Consider the following 13,317-nt stretch of genomic DNA (forward strand, 5'->3'; position numbering starts at 1 on the left):
TTCAATTGGTGCTGCTATGCGTGACTGATGGATCTGACGCTAAAGCTTGGCAAAATAGTCGAAGATTTCCGGCACGTTGCCGTCGCCCATGCCTGCGTCCGCGGCTGCCTGAAGGTTGTTCGCGGTTCCTTCAGCGATCTCGGCACGAGTGCCCACGTCCTCGGCCAGCTTCAGGAAGTAACCAAGATCCTTGTTGGCGTTGTTAATCGAAAACCCCAAATCGCTGACACCATCCACCGCGTAGTTCTTACAAAAGTGCATAAAAGGGGAATTGGACGGTCCAGCTGACATGATGTCAAAAAGCTGCTGTTTGTTTACACCTGAGCGTTCAGCCACAGCAAAGGCTTGGCTCATGGTGCAAGCTGTCGTCATGCCCATATAATTGTTGATGAGCTTGGTCACATGGCCCGCACCCAGCTCGCCGAGGTGAAAGACATTTTCCCCCAGTACATCCAGGACAGGTTTCACCTTCTCAAAGGTGGCTATATCGCCCGCTGCCATAATGTTCAGCAAACCATCCTTGGCGTGCGCGGGTGTGCGTCCCAGCGGCGCATCAATCATACCAGCACCTTTTGCGGCCAAGTCTGTGCCGATTTTGCGTGTGGACGCTGGGATCGAGGTACCAAAGTCAATGACCACAGCACCATCTTTGATGCCTGCCAGGATGCCGTCATCGCCGTAGATCAGGCTCTCGACGACATCCGATGTTGTTACACAAAGCATCACGATATCGCTGTTTTCAGCAAGCTCTCGTGGCGTTGTAACCTCTACAGCACCGCGGTTGACTGTGGCTGCGACGGCTTCCTTGTTCCGACCCATAACAACCAGATCAAAACTGTTGTTTTGCAGGCACTCTGCCATGTTACCGCCCATAAGACCGAGGCCGATGAAACCGATGACGGGTTTTGTCATATCTGACTCCTTAAACTCTTTCCAATTAGGCTTCGCAGAGTGCCGTGACCCCTGCCTGTGCAACTTCGAGATCCTGAGCTGGCGAACCCGAGCTGACACCAATCCCCCCAACCACCTGTCCGTCGACCGTCACGGGAAGGCCACCTGCAACGGTCACCATTCGTCCGCCCAGCGTTGAGGATATTCCGTGTGCGGCCATGCCAGGCTGATTTGCTTCACCAAGAGCATCGGTTCCTTTTTGGATACCGGTTGCAGTGAAACTCTTGTCGATGGCCAAAATGATGCTGGTAATCTTGCCACCATCCATCCGCTCAAACGCGATGAGGTTGCCGCTTTCGTCTGTGACGGCAATACACATCGGTACACCAATTTCCTGCGCCTTGGCTCGCGCTCCTGCGATCAACTTGCCCGCGTCATCTATGTCCAGGCGTCTTAGTGTCAGCATCGCCTCATTCTCCTTTGATTTAGGGACCAATGATCAAGTTCGGCAGTGTCAGCGATATTGCCGGTACAAAAGTGATCAGCATGAGCGCGGCAAAGATGGCGAGGTAGAAAGGCCAAATCGTTTTGACCGCTTTCTCCATCGGTAGTTTTCCAACAGCACACCCCACAAAGAGACAGGTCCCGACAGGTGGTGTGCAAAGACCAAGACCGAGGTTCACCAAAAGGATCATGCCGAACTGTAGCGGGTCGATGCCCAGCATGTTCATCACCGGCAGGAAAATCGGTGTGCAGATCAGGATCAACGCGGCCATGTCCATGATCATCCCTAAGAGCAACAGCACAGCGTTGATCATCAACAAGATCAGGATCGGGTTTTCTGTGATACCCAACAGGAATTCGACTGTTTTTGTCGGCACCCGGTTGAACGTCAGCATATAGGCAAAGGCACCGGCACAGGCGATCAGGATCATCACCATAGACGTTGTGCGCACCGAAGAGATAACGGCGGTTTTGAAGTTTTCCCAGGACAGGCTGCGATAGACAATAAGCGTCACCACAAAGGCATACATTGCCCCGAACGCGCCGGATTCAGTGACCGTAAAGACGCCTGACAAGACCCCTCCAACAATGATCACGGCCGTCAACAAGCCAGGGATCGATCCAACAAAGGCGATGGCCAGTGCGGTCCAACCCGGAAACTGTTCGGCCTGATAGCCGCGCTTGACCGCCACGACATAGGCGGCAATCGCAAGGCAGCAACACATAAGGACACCGGGCACAACTCCGGCCAGGAACAGTTTTGAGATTGAAACTGCACCGCCTGTTGCAAGGGCAAAGATGATCATGTTGTGGCTGGGAGGGATGATGATCCCGGCAATTGATGATGTCACTGTGACGTTCACCGCATAGTCGGCATCATAACCTTTGTCTTTCATCACCGGGATCAGGATTGACCCAAGCGCCGAGATATCTGCAATTGCCGATCCGGAAATGCCACCAAACAACATGGACGAGAAGACATTGACGATACCAAGCCCACCGCGCACAGCGCCTACGGCGGCCTGCGCAAACCGAACCAACCGGATCGCGATTCCACCGTGAAACATCAGCTCGCCCGCAAAGATAAAAAACGGGATCGCCATTAGGGAAAAGACGTTGATCCCGGACACGATACGCTGGAACCCAACAAACATCGGCAATCCTTCAAACCAAAAGGAAGCCAATGCAGCGATACCAAGGGCGTATGCCACTGGAGCGCCGATGATGACACATAGGGCAAAAACCCCCAACAGAATCATGAGTCCCATGACTATCCCTGATCTATGTTGTCTTGGCGTTCGTCTCGGCCCAGAAACAGGCGGATCAGATGGCCAGTGGAAAAAAGGAACACCAACGCGCCGCTGATTGTCAGTGGCAAGGAGCGCAAGCCCTCTGACCATTGGATGAGCGGGATCAGGGTGTTCCATTTGAATATTGTCAGCTCGATCCCGTACCAAAACATCATGCCACCGAAACCTGCCATCAGGACATCAGTGAGCACGACGAATACCGTTCGCACAGAGGGTGGGACTAAATTGCGGAACACGACAACAGAGAGGTGCGTGTGATTGTGCACACCCGCAGCCGCCCCGAGAAACGCGATGACCATAACCAAAAGCAGTGAAACCTGCTCAACCCAAGTGGGCGTGTTGTTCAGAACGTAGCGCCCGAACACCAGCCAGGCAAAGATCGCAGTCATAACCACAATGGCGACGCCAGACAGCAACATGCAAACTCGTGCGAGCAGATCAAGAATCCTGTCCATGTTGCGCATGGCGGCAGGGGAGGTATCGGGCTCTTGCATTGGATTTCCTCTGAGACAAAACGCCCGGCATCCAATTGGCGGAGCCGGGCGCTCAAAGTTGAACTGTTAAGACAACTTATTCAGTGGCTTGCGCCATTTCTACCAACGCTTTCATATCAGGATTTGCAGCCAAGTAGTCTGCATAAACCGAATCCATTGCGGACTGGAATGGGCCTTTGTCGGCGATTTCATTTACGGTGATGCCGGCCGCTTCAACATCTTTACGCGCTTGTTCAGAACCAATTGCCCAAAGCTCACGCTGGACCAATGCGGCTTCTTCTGCGGCACCGCGCACAGCGGCTTGCAATTCAGGAGAAAGCGCATTGAATTTGGTCGTGTTCACGCAGATACACTCGGGGATAATCAGGTGTTCGGACAAAGAATAATTTGTGGTCACTTCATAGTGACCGACATTCTTGAACGACGGGAAGTTGTTCTCCGCACCATCAACAACGCCGGTTTTCAGCGCTTGCTGAACTTCGGAGAATGCCATTGGAGACGGGTTACCGCCCATAGCTGAAATCATAGATGTATAAAGATCGTTGTTCATCACACGGATTTTCAGACCTTCGACATCTGCGGGCGTGTTGATCGGCTTTTGGCTGTAGAAAGAACGCGCACCGGCATCGAACCATGCCAGTGGCAGAACACCTGCTTCACCCATCGCAGCTGAAACAACCTCACCGGCGTCGCCGTCCAGCACGCGGAACATGTGCGGCACATCTTTGAAGATGAAAGGAAGCGATACAAGGTTAGCTTCTTTCACCATTGGGCCAATGGGACCGAGGTTGAAGTTACCAACCTCGATTGCGCCGATACGAACCTGTTCTAGGGCATCCGGTTGGGAACCAAGAACACCACCGTGGAACACATCGACGGTAACTTCGCCGTCTGTAGCGGCGTCAACCAGTTCGGCAAACTTGTCCATTGCAGCCGTGTTGGGATGGCCGTCGTTGTGGATATTCCAGGCACGCCAGGTGTCAGCTGAAACTGACGTTGCAATGAATGCCACAGCGGTCGCAGTCGCAAAGAACGATTTCGTGAAAGTCATGGGTTCTCCTCCCCGGTTATTTTTGGACAGGATTTGGCTTTCATGGAATTTCAGAGACCGTAAGCCACGTAGCTTTCGATTTCCCCCAAGAACCAGAATCGCTGCTGCCCTTAAAGGGACACTAGTATCCAAGTTATGTCAACTGTAGGCTTTTAGTATGTCAGATTGCTTGACAGTCGAAAGCGCAGGGCATTTGATAGGTGACAGGCCTACATTGGTTCACTCAAGCAAAACAAAATAGAATATTCTATTTGTTTCAATGCCATAACAGTGGATCTGTAATTTGAAACGTGACTAAGACAGAGGGCGCAAGCAACATACCGTGGAAGAAATTGTCAGACGAACCACAACCGATGCGGTCTATGAAGCGCTACACGACGAGATCGTTTCGCTTGAAATTCTTCCCGGTACAAAGCTATCCGAAACAGAGGTAGCCAGCCGATTCGGCGTATCACGCCAACCGGTTCGCAACGCATTCACAAGGCTCGGCAACGAAGATCTGCTCTTAATACGACCACAAAAGGCGACCGTAGTTCGAGGGTTTTCTATGGAGCGTGTGGCTCTCGCTCGATTGGTTCGAATGGCGGTGGAGCTGGAGATCGTCCATCGAGCAATGGAAGTCTGGGACGCAACACGTGAAGCAAAACTTGCGGAAAATCTCGCCTTACAAGAGCAGGCGATCAGTGACGGTGATCTATCGGCGTTTCACGCGCTGGACTATGATTTTCACAAACTGATCTACGTGCTCAGCGGCAATCCGATGGCATTTGATGTAATGCTAGAATCCAAGCAAAAGGTTGACCGGCTTTGTATGCTCAGTCTTGAAAAGGGCAGTGCCGCAGACGCCATCCTCGCCGATCACCGAGAGATTGCACAGGCCATGGCGGCAGGAGACCATGATCAAGCGCAAGCCGCTGTCAGAACACACCTGTCCCGCCTCGACGAAACCATCGACTTCATTCACAAGACGCACCCAGGCTACTTTGAGTAACCGAGGCCATGCGATCTGTTGGTCTCAGGCCGTTCCTCGTTCCGGACGGTCATTATCAATATTGAATTTCATGCCGTCCAAAAGCTCTTCCAAATCGGGGCGTGCTGCTGGGCCGTTTGAGATATCGACCAACATCAGCGTCCCGTTCGGACGGATACCAAACGCACCAGGTTCGGCGAATAGACCTGTAGTTTCTGCATCAGACAGAGGTGATGACACAAAAAGACCAAGCGAGCGCATTTGCGCTTCGGTCATTCCATAACAAAGATCAAAATCCCAGCCAAATTCTGCTTTGTCCGCCGCAGCTTTTTCTTTGGTGTCGGCAGAGACAACGATAACGTCCATAACGTCAGCCCATGCTGACAGCGCCGCATTCAACTTGTTCAAGAAGCGCTTGCAGCGAGGACAATGCTTGCCTCGATAAACAAACAACATGGTCCAGCGGTCTTTTTGTTGACCGATCGTAACCTTGCCCTCAGACCCCAGCCTAAAAAAACTCATTTGCTCGATTTGCGCGCCAACATTTGGTTTGGCTGAGGTCATGAGTCGTTCCTTTCTTCTACAAACAAAGGCTTTGCGCGGATACCGTTAGCTTAGTTCATGTCACGTCAAGGCAATTATTGAAACCAAGATCGCGATATTATTTAGTGCTTGAAAGGCACGCTCGATCTAAGATTGCTGTCAGTTAACGAGGAATCACCGATACTTACCCGCCGTCACTCTACGGCCCTCGTTGCAGCCGCGCTTCTAATGCCGTAACAGGTGTGAGCGCAACCAGCGTACTTGTGTCGAATTCAACGCGAGCTGATCACCTGTGGCCCCCAAGAAACCTTTACAATCGAGACCAGAACGATCAAACGATCTGCCTGGTGAAATCCACAACGTCACCGTTACTACTTAACTGTAACTTTAGGCTCACCGCAGTCATTGGACCGATTCTCTCAAACGTCAGCTTTGACGCGTTGAGCTGCCGTTCACGACCGGAAATTCGAAGTTTTTGTCCTGAACGACTGCTTTCACCAAAAGCGGACACTTACGGAAAACCGGTCCACTTCCGCTGTGCGGACGAAGCGGTCCTTCATAAGCGTTGCTTCAATGTTAGCTTTGCCCCGCCAAGCTTCCGTTAGCAATCTCTTGCGGATACCAATTCCTCAAGACGGGACTCCGGCTTTTTGCAAGCTATCGAGAACCAGTCGCCGCGCCTCGGCACTCCTAATTGGCAGTACTTGCTCGTATCGCGTCGTCGTCACATCTGGGTGTTTTCCTAGCAGTTCTTCAGCAGCATTTTTTGCATCATCTAGTCGTTCGAGCTTCGCGTAAATTGTTATCAAGACCCAATAAGTAGAATCCCATCCAGAGCTCATCGCCAGAGCACGCTGTGCCAGTTCCAGTGCTCGTTCTGGTGCACCTGCAACCAGGTGACCAAAGGCAGTGACAGTTAGGTAGCCGAAATAATTCGGATCTTTCGGGCAAAGATCAAGTGCACGGCCCAGTAGATCAAGGCCGTCGCTGAGTTCGTCGCCAAATACAAGAGCGCAGCCTGCCATCGCATTGACGAAACCGGAACCCGGATTGATTTCCACGGCCCGCTTTACGGCGTCTAAGCCTGACAAATAGTCCGTGCCAGTCATAGCAAGGACGAACCCACCAAGAACAATCGAATGCGCATCATCGCTTTCGTTGGTTAACACTCGGCGAGCCTTTGAAACCGCCAGGCCAACATCATCATCACCAAATGGCGCCCACAGTCGAGTCGCACGCTGCACTAAACACCAGCCGATGTGTGCCAAGGCAGGCGAAAAATCTGGATCTATGTCGGTCGCCTTGGTCAACAACTCAAGCGCTTTAAGGTTGGCATCAGAATGAGATGCATAGACATGAGGCAGCGCCTGGAGATAGAGATCGTAAGCCGCCATGTGCTCCACCGGTTTTCGGCGTGCGCGTTCAATTTCAGCTTTACGTATCGTCGGTTCTAAGGCGCCTACGACCTTGGCGGTGACTTTGTCTTGAAGTGCAAAGACATCATTGAACACTCCGTCAAACTTCTCGGCCCAAAGGTGATTTCCCGTCTTTGCGTCAATTAATTGACCTGTAATCCGAATTCGGTCACCCGATCTTCGGGCGCTGCCTTCCAGCACATATCTCACGCCGAGATCGCGTCCAACCTGCGTTATGTCAACGGCGCTGCCTTTGTAAACGAAACTGGAGTTCCTCGCGATTACAAAAAGCTGCTCGAATCTGGACAAAGCCGTGAGGATGTCTTCTGCCATTCCGTCCACGAAGTATTCCTGATCGGCGTCTCCAGACATATTTGAAAAAGGCAGAACTGCGATAGATGGCTTATCAAGAGCATTCCGGACATTATTGGCATATTCGCCGGTTGGAGGGTCAGCGGGACTTCCGACTTCCAACGCATAGACCTTTAAGGGTTCGCTGATGTTCTTTAGCGATTTCGTTCCCAAGTCCGTAACTGACAAGTCGAGCCGGGCCCGAACCTGACGATAGGCGTCTTCAGATATGCAGATGGCACCAGGATCAGAAATACTTTCCAGACGCGCAGCGATGTTGACGCCGTCCCCCATAAGATCACCGTCGCCTTCTTCGACGACATCTCCGAGATGAATCCCCATCCGGAAGTCTACGCGGCGCTCCTGAGGTACACCGGCATTTCTTTCGTTCATCGCACGTTGGATTGCGATAGCGCATCTTACAGCCTCTACCACACTTCGGAATTCAATGAGCGATCCGTCTCCGGTTCGCTTCACCAGGCGACCTTTGTGTACATCGATTGCCGGCTCGACGACCTCGCTACGAAGGGTTCTTAGTCGGGCGAGAGTGCCTTCTTCGTCAGCACCCGTCAGACGACTGAAACCAACTATGTCAGTTACCAAGATCGCTGCAAGCTTGCGATTCTCCAGCATTGCTTCGCACCCCACCGGTTCGTTTGGAGTTCTGGATTAAACTCAACAAGAACAACGTCTAGCGCGCTGCTGTGCGCGACCTTTTCCGAGGCTTCGCAGTCACGGTTTGCGATCACTCGGTGATGCCTGATCAGCCCTGTTGGCTACCGGACATAATCCATCGGGCACATTCCACTCCAAGTTGAGTTTTTGCAGTCTCTTCATACTTATCTATGAGGGATTGCGGCAATGTATCCCGCCACCGGCCATTCATCCCTTTGTGAATAAATGTGCGGGCGCCTCCCTGCCAAAATGCACCTCCTAAAGGCGCCGATTGAGCTGCGTTTGTTTTCATATAGTCGAACGAGCAGTGTTCAAGAGCGCGTTCCATTGTCTCTTCGTCAACGGTCACATCGATGAAGTCGGCTATCCGAGACATTTGTCCTTCCAGATCAGCCTTCAAATCAGAAAAATGAACCAGCAACACATTTGGCAGGTCCCTTATCTCCCACCACGAGCGGACGCTTTCCCAGAATGACCAAAACGGCGCGCCGTCGTTTTCCAACCAATGCTGGAAATACTCGATCTCTGAGCGTGCAGGCGCGCCAATAGCCGGCCCTACGCGCCCCGGCGAATTGTTCAGCGCGTCGTACCAAGCTTCGTTTGCGTTTGCATGATGGTTATACAACGACCAGACAATATCGCGCCCGTCGCGCCCAACATAAATGTACTTGCATTTGTCATGGAACACGAGCGCATCGACGGGTAAATGCGTTTTCATAAAGCGGCGATGGGTCTGCGCCTCGATCATTGCGAGTTTCACTTCTTTTGGCGGGACGCGCAGGTCGACCCAAGGGCTCATTTCTGAAACGGCAATTCCTTCTTGTGCATCAAACAAAAGCTGACCCACGATCTGTTGCATCCAAGTGGTTCCTGACTTTGCATAAGTCCCAATGATGATGTCGTCGTCGCGAAACCTTACGTCTTCCCACACTGTGCTATCGATGTGATGATTATGAATGTCTCGGGTTTTTTCCGGTAAGCCGCGCACTGCAGGATCCTCGCAAGTTCAACAGTTGGGTGCTAGGATACCTACAAGCCCCCTCTGCACAAATACAGAATAGTGATGTGCTATTCTGCATTCCTGCAGACTGACGTGTGAGAGACCGGCGATGTTCAATTGGAATGACATTAGAGTTTTTCTCGCGGTAGCTGAGGAAGGGTCGACACTCGCAGCAGCCAGTGTTGTTGGACTGAACCAAACAACAGTAGCTCGCCGTATTGATGCGCTTGAGCACTCTTTGAAGTTAAAGCTATTTGATCGTGACAATCGCGGATATGAAATAACAGCTCAGGGCATGGTGCTACTGGATGTAGCTAGAACCATGCGGAATTCAGCAACATCGGTAATTTCGACCGCCGAACAGCTGACGCGTGATGATCAAGGTGTGATCCGTTTTGCCGGTAACGCTGAGGCTATGCAGCGATTTGGCGTTGGTTTGGTATCAAGCTTTCGGGAAAAGAACGCGGACATTGCATTTGAGTTGATGATCGACGTCGCTTGGAAAAAGGATCAGCCACCTCTCGAGACCGGAAAGGCCGATCTGGCACTTCGACCATTGGACGAGATTTCGGGTGATGCGCTCGTCGCCAAGAAACTTGCCAGGTTCCCCTTAGGCGTTTACTGCAGCCAGTCCTACGATCAAAAATACACGGCGCCAAAAACACTTAAAGAGATAAAAAACCATAAGTTCCTAGTTTATTCAAACGATGTCGCGAAAGTTATGAAAGCGGTCGATTGGTTAAACCTGCAACTCAAAGACAGTCAGGTTCTTTATCAGGTTAACGCCGTAGCCAGCATGGTTGCGGCTTTGCAAACAGGGGTCGGTCTAGGGTTGCTACCATGTGTGACAGGTGATGCGCATCCCGATCTCGTGCGGTGCTTCCAGCACGATGAGCTTCACCATACTCTTTGGTTGGTCGCTTCTCAGGAAAGTTACAGACGCCCGGCGGTTCGAAGCTTCATGGCTTTTGCCGGCCAACACTTTAAAAAGTTTGAGCGTAATTAATGTTCGGTTAGATCAATGTAGAAGGCAGCATCTTTTTGGATTTCATAAATTGGTCCAATACGTATTGAGCGGCAAGGCCTGCAGCTGAGCTTCGCATCCCGAAGACGCACCGGTGCTGTCAGACGAATTCGAACCAGTCTCAGTTTGCCGCAGAAACCGTGAACCTATCCGGAACAAAGTTGACGCCACTCGCTAAGTGCGGCGGCGCGGGTCAGCTTGAAGGTGTCTCGGCTGGCTAGCGATCTTTCCTGGTTGAAGTGGTTGTATACGGAGGAATGGACGGAAGCGAATTTCTGTAAACTTCGCATGCGCCTGAAACGTTGCATAGCGCGTTCTCGTCGTCGAAACGGCAGGTGCGAATTCTCAACCCGTTTGTTAAGCCACCTGCCCGTCTGCTGTTTTTCCAGAGCGCCCAAATCTCTGAGCGCAGCCTTGTAGGATGCGAAGCGATCTGTGACTACTTCTTCAGCTTTGCCGTGGCGTTTCACTAATTTCTTAAGAAATTTCAACGCTGCAGCTTTGTTTCGGCGTTTGGTAACAACCGCTTCCAGCACTTCACCTTCGTGATCGACCGCACGCCAGAGATAGTGGCGTTTGCCATTCACCTTCACAAAGACCTCGTCCACGTGCCACTTCCATTTTGAAAAGGCTCGGAGTTGCTGAACACGCTTTCGTCTGATCTCGGCAGCAAACATTGGGCCAAACCTGTTCCACCAATTTCGGACAGTTTCGTGGCTCACGTCGATGCCTCGCTCATGCAGCAGATCTTCGACATTCCGAAGCGAGAGTGGAAACCGAATATACAGCATCACCGCCAGGCGGATGATCTCAGGACTGGTTTTGAAGTACTTGAAGGTGGCAGGTTTGGTCATTCCTAAATGCTATGCACCCGCCCAGCCCCGCTCAAGCAAAGTTCTTCTGACAAGACCCCCGGCGCCTTTATCCGTACCTGCGCTCAGCTCGCCTTTCTCTCACCGAAGATTCAGGCCGCGATTCTCGACGGCACCCAGCCGCCCGAACTCACACTCAAGCGTCTGGTCAGCAAGACCCACCCACTTGATTGGACCGAACAGGAGCGACAGCTCGGTTTCTGACACCTCCAGATCCGGCGTCCCTGATACAGGGTTCGCCCTCCCTGATCCGTCAGCACAATTCCCTGTTCCCACGAGAAAATTCCCTGTTCCACCTTTTAGGGAATTTGCAACATAAACCTCTGAAAAACATGCATTTCCGATAGGAGAAATGACGGAACTCAGACCTGTTCAACGAATATTCCGTGTAAATCGCCGCTTATCAGGGAAATCCCGCCCAAAGCGACCCCGCCGAAATGCGCCACTGAGACTGCCGCCGGAAGTGCGCTCTGAGTGTACGGTCTGCTCTGTCTCTGATTGAAAGCGCATGCTCCAACTCGCGGGAATTGCGGCACAATTCCGGGTCAGAAAACACAACTAAACTGAGACGGGTATGAGTGGCGGGGAGACAGGGATTCGAACCCTGGGAACGCTCTCACGTTCAACGGTTTTCAAGACCGCCGCATTCGACCACTCTGCCACCTCCCCGCGTGGGGCCGGGTCTAAGGCCATAGCGAACCGGTGGCAAGACCAAATAGGGAATTCTTGCCGAAGCGCCTGCTGCGGTCTTTCCATGACACATTGGCCGCGTTATGATCCGCAGGAAAGACCGAAGCAGGCTGGCAATACAGAACCAGCAATCGGCAGCGGGTCTCGGGAAACGAGGCCCAATCAGGCAAGGGATGACAAGATGAAGCGAGCGACAGAGACACGCGCACATCCGCGAGCGTTAGCGGCTTTGGCCGTTATGTCCGTGGTTTTGGCTGGTTGCGATGAGGTGCTTTCCCCCGACAATGTCTCAGCAGATAGCCAAAGTTCTGATACCCAAGCAGACGGCCGGACCGACCTTTTCCCCATTCCTGACGGCAGCCCGAAAGATGATGTCGAAGCCCCTGAGGTGTTTCAGCTGTCTGAGGCAGGCTTATGGGACGGCCGCCCGTCATTGGGGGGCATTTGGATTGCCCACCCGGATGTGACACAGCCCGAACGTGTGCGCGTCAAAAATCCCAAGAACAACAAAACGGTCACTGCCGCGCTATTCCGCCGCGAGCGAAACCTGCCGGGACCCGAACTGCAGCTTTCCTCTGCTGCGGCCGAAAAGCTGGGTATTCTGGCTGGTGCACCTACAAATGTTGATGTCGTCGCCCTGCGTCGCAAAGCGCCCGAACCGAAACCTGAGCCGGTCGAAGAAAAGCCCGCAGCCGAAGAAACCCCTGTCGAAGAAACGCAAACCGCAGCAGCGGATGAGTCCAAGACCGTCATCGCCGAAAATGAGGCCGCGGAAGCTGAACAGCCAGCTAAGCTCAAGTGGTGGCAACGCAAAAAACCTGCTGCAGCGGCCGGTGCCGCGACTGCGGCTGCTGTAGCCACAGATGCCGCGACCGACACGGCAACCGACACAGCGGCGGAAATAGCCACCGAGGCAGTCGAAAACGTCACAGAGACTGAAAAACCGGCCAAGCCCAAATGGTGGCAGCGCAAAAAAACTGCCGAGGCGGCCGTGGCCGCTGATGCCGCAACCGATACGGCGACCGACACAGCGACTGAGGTGGTAGAAACGACGGCAGAAGCAGCATCGGCTTCACTGGTGGACCCTGAGGTTACCCCGCCGACTGAACAACCAGCCAAACGTAAATGGTGGCAAAAGAAGAAGCCCGATGAAATCACCGAAACGCCGCTGGATCCGATCGCGGGCGCGGCTGCGGCGATTGACGCAGCCGAACCCACACCGGTCAACACCCCCTCTGCCACAACCGCCGACGCATCGGTAGCCACCGCGGCCACGGTGTCGTCTTTGTCAAAGCCGTTTGTTCAGGTCGGCACTTTCGGGGTTGAAACCAACGCCAATAGCGCTGCCAACAAGATCCGCCGCAACGGAATGCCTGCCGAAGTGCGAGAACTGACCTCGGACGGCAAAACGGTCTGGAGGGTCCTGGTCGGCCCAGCAACGTCGCGTTCGGAACGCAATGCCATGCAACGCGATGTCAAAGACCTGGGCTTTAACGACGCGTTCACCGTCAAAAACTGAAACAAAGG

13 protein-coding genes and 1 tRNA gene are annotated in these 13,317 nt (G+C 52.9%); 4 read left to right on the forward strand and 10 right to left on the reverse strand.

Annotated features, from left to right (window positions below; translation table 11 throughout):
• Positions 1 to 39: 39 nt before the first annotated feature.
• The 5 genes from AC2FFP_RS00405 to AC2FFP_RS00425 all read right to left on the reverse strand — a co-directional run bounded on the left by AC2FFP_RS00405 (position 40) and on the right by AC2FFP_RS00425 (position 4,250).
• Entirely contained in the window at positions 40 to 975 is a 936-nt protein-coding gene (locus tag AC2FFP_RS00405) for an NAD(P)-dependent oxidoreductase (RefSeq protein WP_496741691.1), read from the reverse strand.
• Positions 938 to 1,357 carry a GlcG/HbpS family heme-binding protein gene (locus tag AC2FFP_RS00410; protein WP_496721849.1) on the reverse strand — a complete coding sequence of 140 codons (420 nt, stop codon included), beginning with the start codon at positions 1,355 to 1,357 and terminating at the stop codon, positions 938 to 940. The genes AC2FFP_RS00405 and AC2FFP_RS00410 overlap by 38 nt, the downstream gene beginning before the upstream one ends.
• 19 nt (positions 1,358 to 1,376) lie before the next feature.
• Positions 1,377 to 2,663, reverse strand: a complete 1,287-nt coding sequence (locus tag AC2FFP_RS00415; RefSeq protein ID WP_010437285.1) for a TRAP transporter large permease — start codon at positions 2,661 to 2,663, stop codon at positions 1,377 to 1,379.
• 2 nt (positions 2,664 to 2,665) lie between these two features.
• Positions 2,666 to 3,199: a TRAP transporter small permease gene (locus AC2FFP_RS00420; protein ID WP_496721847.1), complete on the reverse strand. Its 534-nt coding sequence runs from the start codon at positions 3,197 to 3,199 to the stop codon at positions 2,666 to 2,668.
• Positions 3,200 to 3,275: 76 nt separating this feature from the next.
• The gene (locus AC2FFP_RS00425) at positions 3,276 to 4,250 is read right to left on the reverse strand and encodes a TRAP transporter substrate-binding protein (protein WP_496769811.1); all 975 of its coding nucleotides are present in this window, start codon (positions 4,248 to 4,250) and stop codon (positions 3,276 to 3,278) included.
• A gap of 322 nt (positions 4,251 to 4,572) precedes the next feature.
• Between AC2FFP_RS00425 and AC2FFP_RS00430 the strand changes: the two genes are divergently transcribed.
• A complete protein-coding gene (locus tag AC2FFP_RS00430; RefSeq protein ID WP_480793256.1) occupies positions 4,573 to 5,241 on the forward strand; it encodes a GntR family transcriptional regulator in 669 nt (222 codons plus the stop codon).
• A 24-nt stretch (positions 5,242 to 5,265) separates the two neighbouring features.
• Here the strand turns inward: AC2FFP_RS00430 and AC2FFP_RS00435 are convergent, their stop codons facing one another.
• From AC2FFP_RS00435 to AC2FFP_RS00445, 3 genes are all read right to left on the reverse strand, one after another.
• Positions 5,266 to 5,784, reverse strand: coding sequence for a redoxin domain-containing protein (locus AC2FFP_RS00435; RefSeq protein WP_496769812.1), 519 nt, complete (start codon positions 5,782 to 5,784; stop codon positions 5,266 to 5,268).
• Positions 5,785 to 6,392: 608 nt separating this feature from the next.
• Entirely contained in the window at positions 6,393 to 8,162 is a 1,770-nt protein-coding gene (locus AC2FFP_RS00440; protein ID WP_496843513.1) for an adenylate/guanylate cyclase domain-containing protein, read from the reverse strand.
• 130 nt (positions 8,163 to 8,292) lie between these two features.
• Positions 8,293 to 9,192 (reverse strand): sulfotransferase domain-containing protein, encoded by a 900-nt coding sequence (locus tag AC2FFP_RS00445; RefSeq protein ID WP_496880615.1) that lies wholly within the window; start codon positions 9,190 to 9,192, stop codon positions 8,293 to 8,295.
• A gap of 121 nt (positions 9,193 to 9,313) precedes the next feature.
• Between AC2FFP_RS00445 and AC2FFP_RS00450 the strand changes: the two genes are divergently transcribed.
• Entirely contained in the window at positions 9,314 to 10,210 is an 897-nt protein-coding gene (locus AC2FFP_RS00450) for a LysR family transcriptional regulator (protein WP_496843515.1), read from the forward strand.
• A 164-nt stretch (positions 10,211 to 10,374) separates the two neighbouring features.
• Here the strand turns inward: AC2FFP_RS00450 and AC2FFP_RS00455 are convergent, their stop codons facing one another.
• Positions 10,375 to 11,082, reverse strand: a complete 708-nt coding sequence (locus AC2FFP_RS00455; RefSeq protein WP_496880616.1) for an IS6 family transposase — start codon at positions 11,080 to 11,082, stop codon at positions 10,375 to 10,377.
• Between the two features lie 6 nt (positions 11,083 to 11,088).
• Here AC2FFP_RS00455 and AC2FFP_RS00460 point away from each other — a divergent pair, with 6 nt between their 5' ends.
• The gene (locus tag AC2FFP_RS00460; RefSeq protein WP_496880617.1) at positions 11,089 to 11,304 is read left to right on the forward strand and encodes a hypothetical protein; all 216 of its coding nucleotides are present in this window, start codon (positions 11,089 to 11,091) and stop codon (positions 11,302 to 11,304) included.
• Positions 11,305 to 11,679: 375 nt separating this feature from the next.
• Here AC2FFP_RS00460 and AC2FFP_RS00465 read toward each other — a convergent pair.
• Positions 11,680 to 11,769, reverse strand: a tRNA-Ser gene (locus AC2FFP_RS00465).
• Between the two features lie 202 nt (positions 11,770 to 11,971).
• Here AC2FFP_RS00465 and AC2FFP_RS00470 point away from each other — a divergent pair.
• A complete protein-coding gene (locus tag AC2FFP_RS00470) occupies positions 11,972 to 13,309 on the forward strand; it encodes an SPOR domain-containing protein (protein ID WP_496880618.1) in 1,338 nt (445 codons plus the stop codon).
• Positions 13,310 to 13,317: the final 8 nt, after the last annotated feature.

It is taken from the genome of Ruegeria sp. YTSC004, from assembly GCF_059609805.1.